This window comes from Ruegeria sp. YTSC106, assembly GCF_059609765.1.
Genome location: NZ_JBXWMI010000001.1, coordinates 390,373 through 411,274, shown reverse-complemented (window position 1 = coordinate 411,274; position 20,902 = coordinate 390,373). Strand labels below are relative to the sequence as shown.

General features: G+C 55.4%; 14 protein-coding genes. 12 read left to right on the top strand and 2 right to left on the bottom strand.

Features of this window, described 5'->3' with window-relative positions:
* Window positions 1-188 precede the first annotated feature (188 nt).
* Window positions 189-1,073 carry a LysR family transcriptional regulator gene (locus tag AC2FEB_RS01815; RefSeq protein ID WP_496670321.1) on the bottom strand — a complete coding sequence of 295 codons (885 nt, stop codon included), beginning with the start codon at window positions 1,071-1,073 and terminating at the stop codon, window positions 189-191.
* A 108-nt stretch (window positions 1,074-1,181) separates the two neighbouring features.
* On the opposite strand from AC2FEB_RS01815, the gene AC2FEB_RS01810 reads away from it, so the two are divergent.
* The 7 genes from AC2FEB_RS01810 (at window position 1,182) to AC2FEB_RS01780 (ending at window position 12,143) form a co-directional block, all read left to right on the top strand.
* The gene (locus AC2FEB_RS01810) at window positions 1,182-2,447 is read left to right on the top strand and encodes a 2-methylserine hydroxymethyltransferase (RefSeq protein WP_496670323.1); all 1,266 of its coding nucleotides are present in this window, start codon (window positions 1,182-1,184) and stop codon (window positions 2,445-2,447) included.
* 336 nt (window positions 2,448-2,783) lie between these two features.
* On the top strand, window positions 2,784-3,539 hold the full coding sequence (locus AC2FEB_RS01805) for a DeoR/GlpR family DNA-binding transcription regulator (RefSeq protein WP_496670326.1): 756 nt from the start codon (window positions 2,784-2,786) through the stop codon (window positions 3,537-3,539).
* An 86-nt stretch (window positions 3,540-3,625) separates the two neighbouring features.
* Window positions 3,626-6,088: a GcvT family protein gene (locus AC2FEB_RS01800; RefSeq protein WP_496670328.1), complete on the top strand. Its 2,463-nt coding sequence runs from the start codon at window positions 3,626-3,628 to the stop codon at window positions 6,086-6,088.
* 196 nt (window positions 6,089-6,284) lie between these two features.
* Window positions 6,285-7,124 carry an EamA family transporter gene (locus tag AC2FEB_RS01795; protein ID WP_496670331.1) on the top strand — a complete coding sequence of 280 codons (840 nt, stop codon included), beginning with the start codon at window positions 6,285-6,287 and terminating at the stop codon, window positions 7,122-7,124.
* Window positions 7,125-7,857: 733 nt separating this feature from the next.
* Window positions 7,858-8,877 (top strand): putative 2-aminoethylphosphonate ABC transporter substrate-binding protein, encoded by a 1,020-nt coding sequence (locus tag AC2FEB_RS01790; RefSeq protein WP_117873032.1) that lies wholly within the window; start codon window positions 7,858-7,860, stop codon window positions 8,875-8,877.
* Window positions 8,878-9,009: 132 nt separating this feature from the next.
* Window positions 9,010-10,125 carry a putative 2-aminoethylphosphonate ABC transporter ATP-binding protein gene (locus tag AC2FEB_RS01785; RefSeq protein ID WP_496670334.1) on the top strand — a complete coding sequence of 372 codons (1,116 nt, stop codon included), beginning with the start codon at window positions 9,010-9,012 and terminating at the stop codon, window positions 10,123-10,125.
* Window positions 10,122-12,143 carry a putative 2-aminoethylphosphonate ABC transporter permease subunit gene (locus AC2FEB_RS01780; protein WP_496670337.1) on the top strand — a complete coding sequence of 674 codons (2,022 nt, stop codon included), beginning with the start codon at window positions 10,122-10,124 and terminating at the stop codon, window positions 12,141-12,143. The genes AC2FEB_RS01785 and AC2FEB_RS01780 overlap by 4 nt, the downstream gene beginning before the upstream one ends.
* Before the next feature lie 25 nt (window positions 12,144-12,168).
* Here the strand turns inward: AC2FEB_RS01780 and AC2FEB_RS01775 are convergent, their stop codons facing one another.
* The gene (locus AC2FEB_RS01775; RefSeq protein WP_496670340.1) at window positions 12,169-13,059 is read right to left on the bottom strand and encodes a LysR substrate-binding domain-containing protein; all 891 of its coding nucleotides are present in this window, start codon (window positions 13,057-13,059) and stop codon (window positions 12,169-12,171) included.
* Between the two features lie 120 nt (window positions 13,060-13,179).
* Between AC2FEB_RS01775 and AC2FEB_RS01770 the strand changes: the two genes are divergently transcribed.
* The 5 genes from AC2FEB_RS01770 to AC2FEB_RS01750 all read left to right on the top strand — a co-directional run bounded on the left by AC2FEB_RS01770 (window position 13,180) and on the right by AC2FEB_RS01750 (window position 20,461).
* Window positions 13,180-14,367 (top strand): 2-aminoethylphosphonate--pyruvate transaminase, encoded by a 1,188-nt coding sequence (locus AC2FEB_RS01770; protein ID WP_299897721.1) that lies wholly within the window; start codon window positions 13,180-13,182, stop codon window positions 14,365-14,367.
* Window positions 14,368-14,385: 18 nt separating this feature from the next.
* Window positions 14,386-15,630, top strand: a complete 1,245-nt coding sequence (gene phnA / locus AC2FEB_RS01765; RefSeq protein ID WP_496670342.1) for a phosphonoacetate hydrolase — start codon at window positions 14,386-14,388, stop codon at window positions 15,628-15,630.
* 18 nt (window positions 15,631-15,648) lie between these two features.
* On the top strand, window positions 15,649-17,097 hold the full coding sequence (gene phnY, locus AC2FEB_RS01760) for a phosphonoacetaldehyde dehydrogenase (RefSeq protein ID WP_496670345.1): 1,449 nt from the start codon (window positions 15,649-15,651) through the stop codon (window positions 17,095-17,097).
* Window positions 17,098-17,203: 106 nt separating this feature from the next.
* The gene (gene pbfA, locus AC2FEB_RS01755; protein ID WP_496670348.1) at window positions 17,204-18,556 is read left to right on the top strand and encodes a (R)-1-hydroxy-2-aminoethylphosphonate ammonia-lyase; all 1,353 of its coding nucleotides are present in this window, start codon (window positions 17,204-17,206) and stop codon (window positions 18,554-18,556) included.
* Window positions 18,557-18,796: 240 nt separating this feature from the next.
* Complete coding sequence (locus tag AC2FEB_RS01750) at window positions 18,797-20,461, top strand: Na/Pi cotransporter family protein (RefSeq protein ID WP_117873038.1); 1,665 nt, start codon at window positions 18,797-18,799, stop codon at window positions 20,459-20,461.
* Window positions 20,462-20,902: the final 441 nt, after the last annotated feature.

Genomic DNA, 20,902 nt, shown 5'->3' with positions numbered 1-20,902 from the left:
GCAGCTTGCAATGTCGGGCCGCGTTTCTCAACCTTCCAGTCTGAGGCTCGACCACGACTTAAGTATGTGAAGGTTCACGGATTTGATGCATGTGCCCGCAGGATTTGCCGCGACGTTTCGACCAACTGAGTTTGTGAGGCGAAGCGGGGTCTGATTGGCGGTAGCAACCGTATTGCGGAAACCGCTCTTCAGTTCGCGGCCAGCAAAAATGATCGTAACTCGTTGAAGGCGGGGGATCTGCTGAACGATGGAGTAAATTTCGCCACCATTGCACTCGGAAGCTTCAACGAGGTTGAAAAAGGGCGGACCAGATCGCCAGAGTCCAGCAAGTTCTGTACCAGAATTTCGTGCGCCATCAACACGCCGCCGCCATGACGCGCCTCCTCCAGTGCGACAGAATATAGCGAGTGTACAGTTCCCGTCTGCGGCACGTTTGCTCCACCAGGCTGACTGTTCAACCAATTGCCCCAATCATTTGCCCACGACCCGTCATGGAGAAGTGTTTCCTTCGAAAGATCCGAAACAGAATTCAATCTGTCCGCAACTGAGGGGGCGCAAACTGGGAAAATCACATCTTCCGCTATTCTGATTTCGTTTGCTCCGATCAGCTCACTAGTAAAAAACAGGGTCATGTCAAAAGGTTCACGCGCGAGGTTTGGCGGTGTTTCGAGTGCAACAACAGACACGGACAAATCCGGGGCAATACGCCTTAGTTTCCCAAGCCGCGGGGCCAGCCACAACTGCGCGATCGACGGCAACGCAGCAACTTTGACCTTCCGAGGCAAGGCCTTGCTTCGGAGTTCCTGCACAGCCATTCCCAATTGGTCAAACGCCTGGCTAAACCCGGGCAAAAGCTCTTCGGCGAGCGCCGTCATCTCAACCCCACGGGCATTTCGGACAAAAAGTTGGGTGCCCGCCCAAGCTTCCAGGGTCTTGACGTGCTGGGTTATCGCGCCCGCGGTAACGGATAGCTCGTCTGCCGCAGCGGCAAAACTTCCCAGCCGAGCTGCTGCCTCAAATGCTCGCAGGGCATTGAGATGTGGACCTTTTGGACGACGAGGAGAAAGTGACATCTACTTGAGCCTTAGTTTTTCTGCGGCAAATAAATAGCAATACTGATTTGCTTCCGCCAGTGAAACTCTGGATTTTGGATTAAACCAAAACGCATCGGAGGAGCCCGGATGTCGCGGCACTTTGAAAATCCAGTCGGGACGACCGATCCCGTCGTCGCAGAAGCTCTTGCAAACGAGAAAAAGCGTCAGCAGAATCAAATTGAGCTGATCGCGTCCGAAAACATCGTCAGCCGTGCAGTGCTCGATGTCCTCGGACATGAGATGACCAACAAGACGCTTGAGGGGTATCCGGGTAACCGGTTCCACGGAGGTGGTCAGTTCGTCGACGTCGTTGAGCAAGCGGCAATCGACCGCGCCAAGGAATTGTTCGGTTGCGACTATGCCAACGTTCAACCCCATTCCGGCAGCCAGGCGAACCTTGCTGTTTTCTTTCTGCTACTCAAGCCTGGCGACAAGGTCTTGTCGCTGGATCTGGCAGCTGGCGGTCACCTGAGTCACGGCCTGAAAGCCAACCTGTCGGGTCGCTGGTTCGAATCGCATCACTATGGTGTTGATGCCGACTCTGAAGTTATTGACTGTGATGCGCTGGAAAAACTGGCTGAGGAAATCCAGCCTAAGCTGTTGATAACGGGTGGTTCTGCCTATCCGCGTGAAATCGACTTTGAGCGCATGGGGCAAATTGCGAAGAAGGTGGGCGCACATTTCCACGTGGACATGGCTCATATTGCCGGGCTTGTCGCCGCTGGCGCGCATCCCTCGCCTTTCCCACACGCTGACATTGTAACTTGCACCACGACAAAAACACTGCGAGGCCCGCGTGGCGGACTGATCCTCACGAACAACGAGGACTGGTTCAAGAAGCTGCAGTCTGCGGTTTTCCCCGGCGTTCAGGGCTCGATCCACAGCCAGGTACTGGCAGCCAAAGCTGTTTGTCTCGCAGAAGCGCTTACGGACGAGTTCAAGAATTACGGAGCACAGGTTAAAGCCAACGCCGCCAAACTTGCAGAAACCTTGCAGACCCGGGGCTTGCGTATTGTTTCCGGTGGCACCGACACGCACCTGGTACTCGTGGATCTCAGACCAAAGGGTATCACAGGCAAACGTGCTGAAGTCGTCCTGGAAATGACCAATATCACGGCAAACAAAAACGCGATCCCCAATGACAGCACACGTCCGACAGAATGGGTTGGGTTGCGTCTGGGCGTGAGCGCAGCCACGACCCGCGGAATGAAGGAAGCCGAGTTCGAAGAGTTGGGCAATGTGATTGCGGACTTGATCGAAGCTGAGGCAGCAGGTGATGCTGACGCGACAGTCCTGCGCTGTAAAGCTACAGTCGCCGTGTTGTGCGCGTCATTTCCCACCTATGCGGTGTAAACACTCCTTGCCCGGAAATGGCCCAGTTCCTTACGCTGTGTCTGCGATCAAGCTCTCGTGGTGCAGGTCCAGCCGTTTTTTGATCCGCGCCACCATTGTCATCCCCGATCCGACCTCGTTCTGCCGGTTGAGCGGGTGCCTCGACGCCGATGATCCGGGTCAATCCGGCAGTTTTCGAAGTAACTTAGGGTTACAGGGCTTTTAACTGCGCTGGACCATTTGCGAGTGAGCGTCACCGCGGCGGCTATGAAAACTCGTGCCTGATTGTGTGTTCAGGCTGGACCCTTTTGGCAAGTTTTGGCATATTCGTGCAATGCCAAACCATAGGGCCGGCCAATGCTAGCACCCGAACGCCACGCCATTATTCTGGAAGAAGTCTCGCGCCAACCCGCGGTCTCGATCCGATCTCTGACTGAACGGCTTGGTGTATCCCGGGAAACCGTGCGCAAAGATATTGAACAGCTGGCTCAGGAGAACAAGCTTCATCAGGTGCGGGGCGGGGCGACCAGTGTGCGCAGGCAGGAACCTTCCATGGCCGACCGGTCCCAAACCAACCCGGAGGGTAAGAAGCGGATTGGAGCCTATGTGGCCAGCGTAATCCCGGACGGGGCCAGCGTGATAGTTGACAATGGGTCAACGACACTGGCAGCGGCGCAGGCTTTGGCGACTGTGCGCGAGAATCTTACTATATATACCAACGACTTAACGATTGCTTCTGTGCTGGCGCCAGCGGCCACCGAAGTCACGCTGCTGGGCGGGCGGCTGGATTTTTCAGAGAATGCTACGTTGGGTTTGGACACGCTCGACCACCTGTCGCGGTACAATGCGGAATATGCACTGATAGGGGTCGGCGGTGTGAGCTCTCGGGCATTGTTTACAGACTTTTCGTTAGAAGGTGCCAACCTGCGTCACATGATGATGGAACGGGCGCAGCGGCCACTGATTCTGGCGGATGGCAGCAAGTTCGACGTGGTTGGTCCGATCGCGATGAAACCGCTGCCGGTGAAAGCAGCACTGGTGGTGGATGAGGAGTTGCCAAATAGCATAGTTGGCGCGCTACAAAACCAACCCGTGGATATTGTGAAAGCGTAACGCAAAAATAAGAAAGCAGTTGCCAAAATTTGCAAAGTACAAATAGGGTGGAAGCAAATCCGAATCCCTGAGTACGGAGCGAGCCGATGGCTGACACCAAACTTCCGCACAGCGCACAATATGTCATTGTAGGAGGCGGTATCATTGGCTGCTCGGTTGCTTATCATCTGACCAGGATGGGGCATCGTGACGTGGTGCTTCTGGAGCAGGGGCAGCTGAGCTGTGGCACCACATGGCATGCGGCCGGTTTGGTTGGTCAGTTGCGCAGCCAACCCGCGATGACCAACCTGATCCGCTATTCGACCGAGCTCTATTCGCAGCTTGAGGCAGAGACCGGGCTCGCGACAGGCTGGATGGAGTGCGGCTCGGTTACTGTTGCACGGACAGATGACCGTATGACCATGCTGCTGCGCACGGCTGCGGCGGCGCGGGCGCAGGGTGTCGATGTTCAGGTCATCAGCGCACAGGAAGCGCAGGACAAGTGGCCGGTAATGCAGGTGGATGATGTCAAGGGCGGGTTGTGGATGCCCGGGGACGGCAAGGCAAATCCGACCGATCTGACTCAATCGCTGGCCAAGGGCGCACGGATGTGCGGCGCAAAGGTGATCGAGGGCATAAAGGTCACCGATATCCTGACTGAGAATGGCGCGGTAAGCGGTGTGGTGACTGATCAGGGCACGATCAAGGCCGAGGTCGTAGTCAATTGCGGTGGCCAATGGGCACGGCAACTTGGCAAGATGTGCGGCGTCAACGTTCCCATGCATTCGGCCGAGCATATGTATATCGTGACTGAGCAGGTTGAGGGTGTGACCCCTAACCTGCCGGTGCTCCGCGATCCAGACGGTTACATCTATTTCAAGGAAGAAACCGGTGGCCTGGTGTTGGGCGGGTTCGAACCTGAGGCCAAGCCCTGGGCAATGGATGGAATACCTGACAAGTTCTTCTTCCAGTTGCTGCCCGATGACTGGGACCAGTTCGAGATTCTTCTGAAAAACGCACTGGTCCGGGTGCCGCAGATGGCTGAAGCCGGCGTGCGCAAATTCTACAACGGCCCCGAAAGCTTTACGCCCGACAACAACTATCTGCTTGGAGAGGCCCCTGAACTGAAGAACTTCTTCATCGGCGCCGGGTTCAACTCGATGGGTATCGCCAGCGCCGGCGGGGCAGGGCGCGCTCTGGCAGAGTGGATTGTCGAGGGGGCTCCGACCTCGGACCTGTTTGCCGTTGATATCCGCCGGTTTGCCAGTTTCAACAACAACCCCACTTGGCTGCATGACCGGGTCAAGGAAACTCTGGGACTTCATTACGCGATGCCCTGGCCGAACCGAGAGCTGGATTCGGCGCGTCCATTCCGACGTTCTGCCCTCTATGACCGTCTGGCTGCGAAGAATGCCGTATTTGGATCGAAAATGGGCTGGGAGAGGGTGAATTATTTTGCGCCTGAAGGTGAGGCGCCCGAGATTCATTACAGTTTTGGCCGTCAGAACTGGCATGACGCGGTTGCCACTGAGCATAAGAATACCCGCGAGGGGGTTTCGGTCTTTGACCAGAGCTCGTTTGCCAAGCTCCTGGTTCAAGGTCGCGATGCCTGTGCCCAGCTAAACCGGATTTGTGCGGCCAATGTGGATGTGCCGGTGGGTCACACAATCTACACTGGCCTGCTGAATGAGCGCGGCGGGTATGAATCCGATCTGACCGTGCTGCGCCTGAAGGATCAGGAGTTCATGCTGATCACGGGCTCGGCACAGGCTGTGCATGATGCGGATTGGATACGCAGGAATTTCGTCGAGGATGCACACGCATTCCTGACGGATGTCACTTCGGCCTGGTCAGTGCTGGCCGTTATGGGGCCAAAGTCTCGCGACGTGCTCCGCAAGCTGACCAAAACTGACCTGTCCAATGCCGGTTTCCCATTTGCCGCGGTACAGGAGATTGACCTGGGTTACGCCACCGTGTTGGCAAATCGCATGACCTATGTAGGCGAACTGGGTTGGGAACTGGTGGTTCCGGTTGAATTCACCATCGGTGTCTATGAAGACCTGATGTGCGCCGGAGCAGAGTACGGCATTCGCGACGCCGGATATTATGCGCTGGAGGGGCTGCGGCTGGAAAAGGGATACCGCGCCTGGAGTCGTGAATTGACCCCCGGTATCACACCGTTGCAGGCGGGGCTGAGTTTTGCGGTCGATTTCGAAAAGCCGGGCGGCTTTATCGGGAGAGAGGCGCTGCTGGCTGCGAAAGAAGACCCCAGTCACCTGAAAACCCGCATTGTTCAGCTGGTGCTGGATGATGGCGCACAGCAGCTTTGGGGCGGCGAGGCCGTCCTGTGTAACGGCGTTGAAATCGGAGAAGTTCGTTCGGCGGCGTATGGCCATACGCTGGGGGCAGCGGTAGCTTTATGCCAGCTTGACGCGCCGGAACGCATCACATTGGAATATATCCGGAACGGCGTTTTCGAGATTGATCTTGCCGGAACCAGATTTTCAGCAACAGCCCATTTAAGAAGCCCATATGATTTCGGGAACGAACGACCCAAGATGGACGGCTAGGTTCCGATGGTAAACGACTGGTCTAAATCCAGATGAAACACTGTTCTGTCATCGAACCTGACACGGCGCATGTCACGGATATCAGCACTTTTGTGCTGGGATGGATTGCCGTTGGATCAGCTTTCGTTGGGGCTAGCCTATCTGAGAGTCGAACTGTGATGAAAGAAAAAAAACTTGCTCATATCGTCGAGCCACAATGACAATACAGGCAGTTCTCATCGTATTGACCGCAGCCGTGTTGCACGCGCTCTGGAATGCAGTTGTCAAAGGTGCGCCCGACAAAGCCGTGGTTTTGGGGCTGGTGTCGCTTGGCCACGCCGTGCCTGCGTTGATTGCGTTACCTTTTGTCGGGTTGCCGGTTTGGGCAGCTGTCCCCTTCATCATCGGTTCGACCCTTATTCACTGGGGTTACTATTGGTTTCTCAACACCGCGTATAAGCACGGTGACCTGTCGGTAGTGTACCCAATCTCTCGCGGGATGACGCCAATCCTGGTTACGGTGGGTGCTATCTTTTTTGCGGGTGAGTTTCTGCCGCCGATCGCATGGGCCGGTATTGTCTGCATCTCGGTTGGGATCGGGTGTCTGTCCTTGGCCGGGCTGGGCAGAAACACAAACTGGATCGCCGTAGCGGCCGCGTTTGGCGCGGGTCTGATGATTGCGTCCTATTCGATCGTGGATGGTATCGGTATCCGGCTTTCCGGGAATACGTTGGGATACATTGCAGCATTGTTCGTTGCCGAGATTATTGTTGCCGGGTTTATCTTCACGACCAGATGGCAGCGTTTCGTTGCACTGCCCAAGCGCTATGTCTGGGCGGGCCTGACAGGCGGCGTCATCTCTGGGCTGGCGTACGGGTTGGTACTCTATGCCAAGACCATTGCGCCCTTGGGCGTGGTATCCGCCCTCCGGGAAAGCTCAGTTATCTTTGCGTCGCTTATTGGTGTGATGTGGTTTGGTGAGGGGCCAAAATCCAACAGGCTTCTTGCAGCGACCATCGTCGCGATCGGAATAGTAATCCTTGCAATGACACGTTGAGTGTCCTTCGGGGCATCGAAGAAAAGTTCGCGGAATTCAGACCCTGAAACATGCCTGAGTGTTCTGCTGATCGTCATAAGCCAGTTCCGCAATGATTTGCTGGGGTAGGGCGGTTTCGGTTGGGTGGCGGACGGCCCAAGCCGCGAAGACCTTGGGGAAACGTGGTTGGTTTTGCCCGCCGTTTTGGCGCCAACAAGCCTGTTGAGCCAGCCGGGTATCCCTTTTTGTCCCAGCCTCAATGAAAAGACAAAGCTTGAAAGATGTCTTGAATGATACAGAAGCCGAACGCTCTGGACGCAGCGGTTTTTAACTCGCATTTGGTAATCCGGAAGAGCCGACGAACCGGATGTCAGACCTCAGATTGCCTTCGCGGCAGTCCAGTTTGTCCATTCTCTGTACGAAACCATACCGGCTGGCCGCAATTGTTGCCTGCACGCTGCATGTACACTTGGATATGGATGAAAACGGGGAAGTTTCGCCGATAGGGATGCGTTCGGAATAATGGACCATGAGATCGCACAAAAGCAAAAAACCAGGTTCGTGAATTCGCCCTGTTCGGCCTGAGGCCTTGCCAATGCCACCTATAGGTATTGCTTATGACATCGAAGATATAATCGATTTTTATTGGCGTTTTTATCTGTCAAACTGCTGTCAAACAATCGGTGCATAATAATCGAGTTCGAACGCCGCGTAAGAATGGCGAAAACAACATAATTACCAACAGAGGATCACAATGAAACACACGACATCATTTCTCGCGGCTCTGACTATAGGTGCGCTAACGGCAACGGTTGCGGCATCGGAAACTGAATTGACAGTTTATACCGCAGTCGAGGCGGAAGACTTGGCCCGGTACGCCGAAACTTTCAATCAAAGTCACCCTGATATCAAGATCAATTGGGTTCGCGACTCGACCGGCATCATTACGGCGAAATTGCTGGCAGAACGTGATAATCCGCAGGCAGACGTTGTTTGGGGCCTGGCCGCCACGTCGCTGCTGCTGCTGAAATCAGAAGGTATGTTGGAGCCTTATGCGCCGGCTGGTGTGGAAAAGCTAGACAAAAAATTTGTTGATGGCGACAACCCCCCTGCCTGGGTCGGTATGGACGCCTGGGTTGCTTCCGTCTGCTACAATACAGTCGAGGCCGAGAAGGCCGGGTTGACCCCGCCGACATCCTGGAAGGATCTCACGGACCCAATGTACAAAGATCAGGTGATCATGCCCAACCCGAATTCATCGGGTACGGGGTTCCTTGATGTGTCCAGCTGGTTGCAGATGTTCGGTGAAGAAGGTGGTTGGGAATACATGGATGCGCTGCACGAGAACATTGCACGGTACACCCATTCAGGTTCGAAACCTTGCAAGTTGGCGGCAGCAGGCGAGATCCCTATCGGCATCTCTTTCGCGTTCCGCGGGGCAAAATCCAAAGCCGACGGCGCGCCGCTTGAGATCATCGTGCCTTCTGAAGGCGTAGGCTGGGACATGGAAGCCACCGCAATTGTTGCTGGCACTGCAAATCTGGAGGCCGCGCAGAAGCTGGTGGACTTCACGGTCACCAAGGAAGCCAACGAGATGTACAACACCGGCTATGCCGTCGTGGCTTATCCGGGTGTTGCAAAGCCGGTTGAGCACTTCCCAGACGGTCTTCTGGATGCAATGATCGAAAACGATTTTGAGTTTGCCGCCAATAATCGCGCGGCAATCCTGAAGGAATGGCAGTCTCGCTATGACGGAAAGTCGGAAGCGAAGTAATCCCTTTAGCAGGAGAGGCTTTTGTGCCTCTCCTGCACACCAGTTTCTTGTTCCCCAACAAACAACTTACTCACCCGGTTCAAACCGGCCAGGATCGGCCGTGCCCGAGGTGCAGATGTGAGGACCTCTCCCGTGCTTCAGAAAACACCACCCGGTGAACTGTATCTCAGCATCCAGAATTTGTGGAAGGCGTTCGGCAGCTTTCTGGCGCTCAAGGACATCTCTCTTGAAATTAATGAAGGGGAATTTGTCTGCTTTCTAGGCCCGTCCGGTTGCGGTAAGACCACTCTTTTGCGGGCGATTGCCGGATTGGATTTGCAGACAAAAGGTACGGTCATGCAGGATGGCAAGGACGTATCCAATCTCCCCCCGTCCGAACGGGATTTCGGGATTGTGTTTCAGTCTTACGCTCTGTTCCCGAACCTGACGATTGAAAAGAACATCGCCTTTGGCCTTGAAAACACCGGCCGCAGCAAATCGGATATCGCTGTTCGGGTAAACGAACTCTTGAATCTGGTTGGTTTGCCGGAACAGGGCAAGAAATATCCAGCGCAATTGTCAGGTGGTCAGCAGCAACGGATTGCACTGGCCCGCGCCATCGCGACCAACCCGGGTCTTTTGCTTCTGGATGAGCCGTTATCGGCGCTGGACGCCAAAGTGCGCGTTCATCTGCGGCATGAGATCAAGGAGTTGCAGCGCAAGCTGGGTGTGACCACCGTGATGGTGACCCACGATCAGGAAGAAGCGCTGGCCATGGCAGACCGGATCGTGGTCATGAATCATGGTGTGATCGAACAGGTGGGGCCTCCCACCGAAATCTACCGGGAGCCGGCCAATCTGTTTGTCGCCGACTTTATTGGTGAAATGAACCAGATCCGGTCGCAGGTTACCAAAGGCGGACGATTGAGCGTCGGGGAAAAGACCTTTGCCTGCCTTAGCCACAAATTCAACGATGGGACCCCGATCATCGCAGCTATTCGACCCGAAGATATCATCCCTCATGAAGCTGGTTACCTGAACACAGGTGGCAATCGGAACTGCATAGAGGTCACGCTTGATGAGATGGAGTTCCTGGGTTCGTTCTGGCGCTGCCGATTGAACAACGAGAGGTTCGGATCATCGGAACTAATCGCGGATTTCTCGATCAACGCTGTACGTCGTCTTGAGCTGGAAGAAGGGCGCAGCATGGTGATTGAGCTCCCCGAAAACCGCCTTATGGCTTTTGACGTCCCGGAGGCTGAGGCATGAGCTCGCTTTCGACCAACCAAGGCACCTTGCCTGTCGGGCCGGACATCAAGCCAAAGCTCAGCCGCGACGACATCCTGATGCGCGGAAGCATGATGGTGATCGCGCTGTATCTGGTGGTGACGTTGGCGTTGCCACTTTACACGATGCTCTCCAAGTCGTTCTCGACCTATCGGATAGAACTGTCCCAGTATGAGTTTCAGGTAAGTGACGATGCAGGCGTATTCGATGGAACGATCCTGTCGGCTGACGAACTGAACAGGCAATTGAGGGTCTTTTCCGACACTAATCTGGTGACGGGCTCGGACGGACGTTTGCCTGTGACCGGACTCTTCCCTGATTTCAGCTTTCGCAGCCCGGTCATGTACAAGATCCGTAACACAACGGATACCGGGCGCTTTCTGGTCGGGTCGACTTTGAATGAAGGCGCCGATTGGGTCGAGCTTGATTCCAACACGTTCCGCCGGGTGCAAATGCGGCCGGTCCAGTCGCGAGGGCTGGACAATTTCATCAACTACTTCTCGACACCGGCACTGTTCAATTCGATCAAGAACTCTCTTTGGATTTCGGTTGTCAGCACCATTGTAACGGTGACGCTGGCGTTTTGGTTCGCCTATGCGCTGAACCGAAGCTGCATGCGGTTCAAAGGCGTTTTTCGCCTCATTGCGATGGCACCGATCCTGGTTCCGTCGCTCTTGCCGGGCATCGCGTTGGTCTACCTTTTCGGCAACCAGGGGATGATCAAGGAGTTGCTGTTTGGTGCCAGCATTTACGGCCCCATCGGCATCGTGATCGGATCGGTTTTCTTTACCTTTCCGCACGCATTCCTGATCATATCGACCGCGCTCGCGATATCTGACGCGCGCCTGTATGAAGCTGCTGCCAGCTTGCGGTCGACGCCATGGCGAACCTTCTGGACCGTAACGATACCCGGGGCCCGCTATGGGCTGATCTCAGCGGCCTTTGTTGTTTTCAATCTGGTGATCACCGATTTCGGTCTACCCAAGGTCATCGGCGGTCAATTCAACGTGCTTGCAGTGGATATTTACAAACAGGTGATCGGTCAGCAGAATTTTGAGATGGGCGCTGTGGTATCGGTGGTTCTTGTCATCCCGGCCATCCTGGCATTTGCCATCGACCGGATGGTTCAGTCCAAGCAGGTGGCGCAGCTTTCGGCGCGTTCTGTGCCGTATCAGCCGACTCCAAACCCAAAGGCTGATCGCATATTCCTGATCTACTGCAGCTTGGTCGGCCTGTTCATCGTCGGTCTTCTGGCTGTGTGTCAGTTTGCGGCGCTGATCAAGTTCTGGCCGTACGATCTGAGCCTGAGCCTCAAGAACTATCAGTTCAACAGAATGGACGGCGGTGGCTGGGGATCGTATTTCAACTCGATCAAACTGGCGTTGCTGACGGCGGTTATCGGCACGACAGTTGTGTTCTTCGGAGCTTATTTGGTGGAAAAATCGAACGGGTTCAGAACCGGTCGGTCGATTTTCCAGATGTTTGCGATGCTGCCGATGGCGATCCCGGGCATGGTATTGGGGCTGTCGTACATCTTCTTCTTCAACAACCCATCCAACCCGTTGAATGGGATTTACGGCACGATGGCGATCTTGGTGATTTGTACAGTGACCCACTTCTACACCGTGTCGCACCTGACGGCCGTCACCGCGCTCAAGCAAATGGACAGAGAATTTGAGTCGGTGTCGTCTTCGCTCAAACAACCAACGATGAAGCTGTTTGCACGGGTAACGGTTCCGGTTTGCCTGCCAGCGGTTTTGGATATCTCAATCTATCTGTTCGTCAACGCGATGACGACCGTTTCGGCAGTGGTGTTTCTTTATTCTCCCAAAACGACGCTTGCGTCCATCGCGGTGCTGAACATGGATGATGCCGGGGATATCGCACCGGCGGCGGCAATGGGTATGATGATCTTTTACACCAACGCCGCTGCCCGGATCGTTCACCTGATTGCTTCAAAAGGCATTCTGAAGCGCACTCAGGCTTGGCGAAGCAGGTAGTCAAAGAACTCTGCCCCGCCGCTGATCAGGTATCGGCGGCGGGGCTTTTTTCTTCCAGCGCGCGCTGGGCGAAGTCCATAAAGGATCGGATGATCTTTACGTTGCGCCGTTGCGAAAGCGAAATCATGCTTTCACCCATTTGCAACTTCACGCCTTTCAGCTTGATTTGCCGCAACCGATCATCGTGCCCATACTCTGCTTCAGAGACAAATCCGATGCCTGCACCCGAGGCTACAAGCTCGCGAACGGCCTCGCGCCCTTCCGCAACGATTGCAGGATTCAACGTGATACCGCGTCTTTCGGCTTCTTCTTCCAGTTTCTGACGTGTTTTTGACCCATGCTCTCTGAAAACCAGCGGCTGATCGGCCAACTCTTCCAAAGAAAGCGAAGGTTTGGATGCCAAAAGCACACCTTGCGCGGCGAAGGCCACGATTTCAGTGGACCCCAGATTCAACACATCCATATCCTTGCCAGGAGACAAGCTGCCAACAACGCCGATCTCTGCGTTGTACGACCGAAGTTCTTCCAGAATTTCTTCGGTGTTTCCGGACCGCACGGTGATGGTGATTTTGGGATACTTTTTTTGAAACGAACCCAGGAAAGACGTCATGTGATGCGCTGAGTCGGCAATGATCCGCAATTCCCCGTCGATCGCGGCCTTGGTTTCCGAGAGGTAGTCCTCGATCTGATCTTCGATCTCAAAATACTGCTTTGTGAACTGGTAAAGCTGTTCGCCTTCGGGAGTGAGGTTCACGCGTTTTCGTTCGCGCTGAAACAACAACAGGTCGTGATCCTGTTCCAGCTTTCGAACCTGTTCGGAAATCGCCGGCTGCGTCAGAAAAAGTGCCTCGGCCGCGCGGGAAAACCCGCCATGTTTGGCCACGTAATGAAAGGCTTTGAGCTGGCTGTGCCGCATCACCGGTCCCCAATGATTAATGCATAGGCTGCACTTATAATTAGATTGATATTTGCAATTTCACATATAGCAACCGTTGCTGCAATGGTGTTTGTGAAAACGCTGTTCTGGAGCCTGGTAATGACGCCATCCCATCCAAAAATCGAGCAACCGCGCCTCGGCGAACCATACCTTTTGACACCCGGGCCATTGACGACGTCCTATGCCGTGAAAGAGGCCATGTTACGCGATTGGGGCAGCTGGGACGACGACTTTCGCGCCATGACCCGGGAAGTACGATCAAGCCTGCTGGACCTGCTTGGTGAGGGCGCTGACGCGTTTGATTGCGTCCCAATGCAGGGCAGCGGATCGTTTTCAGTCGAGGCGATGCTGGCATCCTTCATCCCGCCGGAAGGAAAGGCGCTGGTATTGGCCAATGGCGCCTACGGGCAGCGTTCAGCCCAGACATTGCAGTACCTGGGCCGGGACCATATCGTGCTGGACAAGGGCGATTACCTGCCGCCACGGGGCGACGAGGTTGCGCGTATTCTCGCGGATGACCCGGCCATCACGCATGTTGTTGCCATTCACTGCGAAACCAGCTCGGGTATCTTGAACCCTGTCGAGGAAATATCCGAGGCCACATATGCAGCCGGTCGCAAGCTGTTGATAGACTCGATGTCTGCCTTTGGTGCGATCGAGCTCAGGCCCACAGATATTCGATATGACGCCATGGTATCTTCTGCAAACAAGTGCATCGAGGGCGTTCCGGGCTTTGGGTTCATTGTGGCGCGCAAGAGCGAACTGGAAGCCGCAAAGGGCAACAGTCATTCCCTGTCTCTGGATGTGCACGCCCAGTGGGCGCACATGAACAAGACCGGTCAATGGCGCTTTACCCCGCCGACGCACGTGGTTGCAGCCTTCATCGAAGCGCTTCGGGCGCACGCTGCTGAAGGCGGCGTTGCCGGCCGCGGCGCACGTTACACCCGCAACCGGGACGTTATGGTTTCGGGGATGCGCGAACTGGGTTTCGAAACACTGCTGGACAACCGTTGGCTGAGCCCGATCATCGTTACGTTCTTCTGCCCCGCCGACGAGAAGTTCGTATTCGATCAGTTCTATAACCTGATGAAAGACAAAGGGTTCATTATCTACCCGGGTAAGCTGACCGTCGTCGACAGTTTCCGCGTCGGATGTATCGGTCAGATGGACGAAGACGTCATGCGTAAGGTTGTGAACGCAGCAAAAGAATCCCTGGACGAAATGGGCGTTACAAGTGCCGCTCCTCCTCTCCGGGCACTGGAAGAACGCGCCAAGTTGGCCGCTTAAACATCAAGGAAAACTCAGATGACTATCCAAACTCCTGTCGAAGCAAATGAGCGCGTCTATCCGACGCCGAAGGTGCCCGCCATTGCCATCTGCCTTGATGGATGTGAACCTGAATACTTCGATGTCGCGATTGCGAAAGGGCTGATGCCCAACCTCAAGCGAATGCGGGAAGAGGGCACGGACCGGCTGGCACATTCCGTTATCCCGTCGTTCACCAACCCCAACAATCTTTCGATTGCCACCGGGCGTCCTCCAATCGTGCACGGAATCTGTGGCAACTACCTCATCGACCCAGACAGTGGTGAAGAGGTGATGATGAATGACGTCCGCTTCCTGCGTGCGCCGACCATCTTTTCCCAGTTCTACGACGCGGGTTTCCGCGTGGCGATGGTAACCGCCAAGGACAAGCTGCGCGCGCTGTTAGGTGCCGGGCTGAAGTTTGACGAAGGCAGGGCGGTCGCGTTTTCTTCCGAACGGTCGGGTGAAACGACGCTGGCGGAACACGGCATCGACAACGCCAGCAAATGGCTGGGCATGGACGTCCCCGAGGTTTACTCGGCAGAGCTTTCCGAATTTGTCTTTGCCGCTGGCGTCAAGCTGCTGAAAGAGTTCAAGCCCGACGTGATGTATTTGTCGACCACCGACTATATCCAGCACAAGTTTGCACCCGATCAAAAAGGTGCACTCGATTTCTATGCCATGTTCGACCGGTATCTTGGCGAACTGGATGAATTGGGTGCGGCCATCGTGGTGACCGCAGATCACGGCATGAAGCCCAAGCATTTGGCGGATGGATCGCCCTCTGTAGTTTACGTGCAGGACCTGATGGACGAATGGCTGGGCAAGGACACGGCACGGGTCATCCTTCCGATTACCGATCCATACGTCGTGCATCATGGCGCGTTGGGTTCCTTCGCAACCGCCTATTTGCCTGACGGAGCAGACCGGGACGACATCATCGGCAAGCTCAAGGCGACCAACGGCATTACGCATGTGCTGACCAAGGCCGAAGCGATCGAGCAATTCGAATTGCCAGGCGACCGCATTGGCGACATCGTGATGGTTTCCGGCGAAAACATCTGTATCGGCACGTCCGAGCATCGCCATGATCTGGCAGCGCTCAAAGAACCGTTGCGCAGCCATGGCGGTTTGACCGAACAGGAAGTTCCCTTCATCGTGAACCGCGTCATCGACCTGCCGAACCAACCCGTGCTGCGCAATTTCGATGCCTTCTTTTACGCAACAACAGCGGCGGCACAGTAAGCTATGAAAGATCAGACCATGTCGAAAATCGAAGTACGTAACGAGGGAATGCGGATCGGTGGCGAGATTGTCTTTACCGACGACACTGTTCCCGTTCTCTACCCGTACACCAACGAAGTCGTGGGCCACGTACCAGCCGGTAAAGCCGAACATGCGCGCCGGGCTTTTGAGATTGCGGCGAATTACAAACCCAAGCTGACCCGATACGAGCGCAGCCAAATCCTGCAACGGGCAGGCGAGTTGATTGGCGAAAAGCGCGACTATCTTGCGAAATGGCTGACGCTGGAGTTGGGGATCTGTCACCAGCATGCGATCTACGAAACCAAACGCGCGCAGGACGTGTACCAATTCGCGGCGGCCGAGGCACTGAAGGATGATGGTGAGATCTTTTCCTGCGACCTGACCCATAACGGCAAGGCCCGCAAGATTTTCACCACCCGAGAGCCGGTGAAAGCAATCAGTGCGATCACGCCGTTCAATCACCCGCTGAACATGGTCAGCCACAAGATCGCGCCGTCGATTGCCACCAACAATTGCATGGTTTGCAAACCGACTGAACTGACGCCGCTGACCGCATTGACACTGGCTGACATTCTTTATGAGGCCGGCTTGCCGCCCGAGATGTTCCAGGTCGTGACAGGTTGGCCCGGCGACATTGGCGACGAGATGATCACCAATGAACACATCGATATCATCACCTTTACCGGCGGTGTGCCCGTGGGCAAGATGATCGCCGAAAAAGGCGTCTACAAGCGTCAGGCGCTGGAACTTGGCGGCAACGACCCTCTGATCGTTCTGAATGACCTCACTGAGGCCGATTTGGACAAGGCGGCAACAATTGCCGTGGCGGGGGCTACAGGAAACTCCGGTCAGCGTTGCACGGCGGTCAAGCGCATACTCGTGCAGGAAAGTGTGGCCGACAAGTTTGTGCCGCTGGTTCTTGAGAAGGCGAAGAAGATCAAGTTCGGCGATCCGCAAGACCCGGAAACCGAACTGGGATGCGTGATCCATGGCAAGGCCGCCGAGATTTTTGAAAACCGTGTTCTTCAGGCGGAAAAAGAGGGGGCTGAAATTCTGTACCACCCCGGCCGTCAGGGTGCGCTGCTGCCGCCTATCGTGGTCGACAAGGTGCCCCATGACAGCGAACTGGTGATGGAGGAAACCTTTGGTCCCATCGTGCCGATCGTTCGCGTGCCGGACAACGACGAAGAGGTGATGGCAATTTCAAACGGCACCGAGTTTGGCCTGTCTTCGGGCGTCTGCACAAACGATCTGAACCGGGCGATTGCTTTCATCAACGGGTTGAATGTCGGCACCTGCAACATCTGGGAACAGCCGGGCTATCGCATTGAAATGTCGCCCTTTGGCGGCATCAAGGACAGTGGAAACGGGGTGAAGGAAGGCGTCATCGAAGCAATGAAGTTTTTCACCAACGTCAAAACCTATTCGTTGCCGTGGCCTAACTAAGCGTACCGCCTTTTCCCCATCTGTGGAAAGGGTAACACAGTTCCTCCCTGGTACTGGCGGGCCTTGCGGGGTCCGCATCATTTGATGACGGCAAAGAGGAGCGGACATGCCACAAATTGTCCATACTGAAGGGGAATCAAACACGTCTGAGGCGCGCAAGGTGTGGTTGCAAAAGTCCATGGGGCCGAAGTCAACGCCATTGCTCAAACGCGATGCGAACGTGTTCCTGCATCAATCTCTATCCTCACCTTGCGTCAGCACCATTGCAAAGGCCGAGGGGATCTGGATCGAGGATATGGAGGGCCGCCGGTACATGGATTTCCATGGCAACTCGGTGCACCACATCGGTTATGGCCATCCCCGTTTGGTTGCCGCCATTAAGGCACAGCTTGACGATCTTCCTTTTGCGCCACGCCGCTTCACCAATGATCCGGCCGTAGAGTTGGCCGAGAAACTGGCAGAGATCGTGCCTGGCGATCTGGGGAAAATGCTCTTTACCACCGGCGGCTCTGACGCCAACGAGGTCGCCCTCAAGATTGCACGCGCCGCTACGGGTCGGTTCAAAACGATCAGCTTCTGGGATGCCTTCCATGGCGCTGGTTTCGGCGCCGCAAGTGTGGGCGGAGAGGCGACGTTTCGCAGTCATATCGCAGGCCCCCTCCTGTCCGGTACCGAACATGTCGCCCCCTTTGCCTGCTATCGATGCCCGTACAATCACACGGGCCCCGAAACCTGCGGACTGGCCTGCGCGAAAATGGTCGAATATGTCCTCGAGCGTGAAGGAGATGTGGCGGCTGTCATAGCGGAACCGATGCGCGCTGTGCCCTATGTCCCTCCGCCGGGGTTCTGGAAGACGGTTCGCGAGGCGTGCAACCGTCACGGGGCGCTTTTGATCATGGATGAAATCCCAACGGGTCTTGGCAAGACTGGCAAGATGTTCGCCTTTGAGCATGACGAGATCATCCCGGATATCGTGACACTTGGGAAAGCGCTTGGCGGCGGCATCCTGCCCGTCGCGGCCTGCGTTGCCCGTAAGCAGCTGGATGTTTGCGGAGATTTTGCCATCGGACATTACACGCACGAAAAGAACCCGGTCACTGCCCGGGCCGCTTTGACGACGATCCAGATCATCGAAGACGAAGGCTTGGTTCACCGTTCAGCGGAACTGGGTGAACATGCCATTGGTCGCTTGATGGATGAACTTCAGAACGTTCCGATTGTCGGAGACATCCGGGGAAGGGGCCTGATGTTCGGGATTGAAATCGTCGATGATCGCGCCGACAAAACGCCGGGGAACGCGTGCGCCGAACGGATTTACTATGCCTGCCTCGAGGCCGGTCTAAGCTATAAGATCAGCCAGGGGTGCGTTCTGACATTGTCACCGCCGCTGACCATCTCGCGTTTGGACCTGGACCGCGCAATCGACATTGTAATTGCCGCAATCAAGGCCGAGAGTTGACGTCCGCGACCAACCTCGTGTCACAATAGGATCAGTGATCGCGCCCTTCCGGGACCTCTTGGCCAACCTCATAAGCGACGGGTATTCCGTCAAAACGCTTTGAAATGGTTGCAGTGAAACACACAGGAGTTTACGCCTTGTGGGCCACAATGGGATGTAACACTTCCCAATCGCGGTCAGACACATGAAAAATACCATGCGCTGCGATACACTGAGCCAACAATAATAACGGGGTAGAGTATGGCAATTGTCAGCTTCCTTATCAGCCTTGCCGGGGCGACGATGCTGCTTCTTTACGCGGTTCGCATGGTGCGAACCGGAATCGAGCGCAGCTATGGCGCGTCGTTCCAGCGTGTAATGACCCAACAGCGCAGTTACCTGCAGGCCTCGGTGGTTGGCTTGACGATGGCGGTTGTGCTGCAAAGCTCGGCGGCTGTTGCTCTGTTGACCTCGGGATTTGCGGCCAGTGGAATGCTCAGTTTTCCTGCCGGCCTTGCGATTGTACTTGGCGGCGATCTGGGTTCGGCGCTGATCATCCAGATACTTTCGTTCCGGCTGGACTGGCTTGTTCCAATGCTGTTGGCGGTTGGGGGGTATCTGTTCGTAAAGACCGAAGCCAAAAAAACGCGACAGCTGGGGCGCATCCTGATGGGTGTGGCCTTTATCCTGATCTCGCTTCGGTTCCTTCGCGAGGCGATGGATCCCATTCGGGATAGTGCGTTTCTGCCTGCGGTGGCCGATTATTTGGCGCGCGATTACATCACCGCGTTCCTTGTAGGGGGTGCTTTGGCTTTCATCATGCATTCCTCGGTGGCGGCCATCCTCATGTGTGTGACCCTTGTACAGATCGGAGCGATCCCGTTTGCAGCCGGAATGTCCTTGGTATTTGGCGCAAACTTCGGCTCTGCCTTCATTCCGATTTGGCTCACCCGCGCCATGCCAGCCCCGGCCCGGCGCATTCCCTACGCCAACCTGGCATTGCGTGGCAGTTGGGCTTTGATGAGTTTGTTTGCGGCCAACATGGCTCTGCGGACCGGGGTATTGGGCGATCCGCAAGGCGGGCAGATGCTGGTCAATGTGCACGTTGTGTTCAATTTGTCGCTGCTGGTCCTCGCCTTACCGTTTTGTGGCAAATTGAAAGGCCCGTTCGAAAGGTTCTTGCCTGATCAGAAAAAGGCAAATGTACCGCAACCGGCACGACCGGCCAGCGCATTGGACATAGGCAATGTGGCAAATCCCAGCCAGGCCCTGCCGAGCCTCAAGCGTGAGTTGTTGCGGATGAGCGACCTTGTCGAAACCATGTTCCGGCCTTGCCTGGAATTGTATCGCAGCGGCGACAAACAACAGATTCGAGCGGTGCAAGCCATCGACGAAGACGTGAACAATTGCCTGTCCGGGATCAGGGCATTCGTTTCGGCGATCCCGCCAGATGTTTACGAAAAAAGGGACGCAAAAACTGCACGCGACCTTATGGAGTTCGCTATCCGGCTTGAGACGGCCGGGGACGTCGTTGCCAAGCGCTTGACAGTGTTGGCGGGTGAAATGCGGGCCAAGGGCTCGAGTTTCTCGCAGGAAGGCTGGTCGGAACTTGTTCAGATGCACGAGGGCATTCTGGCTAATGTGAAGCTGGCTTCAAACGTACTCATTTCAGACGATCTGGAAAGCGCGCGCCTGCTCAGCCTCGAGAAGACCGAAATCAAACGGGTGGAACGTGAAAGCCGAAAACGACACCTGCGCCGATTGCAGCACGGGTCACGGGAAAGCTTCGAAACCAGTGATATTCATCTTGAGACGTTACGTGCGTTCCGAGAGTTCAACAGCCACATTGCATCTATTGCGTACCCGGTTCTGTACCAGAATGGCCAGCTTCTGGAGACGCGGTTGATCGACGAAATTGCGGAGTAGCCGAAAGCCAAGGAGAGTTCGCTCTCAAATCTGCAAAAGCAAAGAAACGGTGCTACACTCTTGATGACGGCAGGGAACAGGAGCCGGACTCAATGCAAGCAAGGGAAAAGAAAAGAAAAAAAACGAAAATCGAAGCATCAAAGTGGCTTCAGGCTCGAAATTTGATTTTGAGATTGTTCGGCGTCTCTGGCACCTTCCGCCCGGAGCGCCGCACAAGAGATCACATCAATTCAAGTGAACCAGCTTCTCCTACAGTTGAGGGCAGGTCTTCAGATGCACGATCGTACCGTTTGATGCACGGAATAGATGGCAGAATTCAAAATGTCGCAGTCCAAAAGGCGACCACGTTTTACCTGCCTTGATGCCTGATCGCGCGTCGGTTTTTTTGGGGGCTTGCGGAATCCTGACCTGTGAAAATCTCAGCTTTCAGCAACGCCGCGG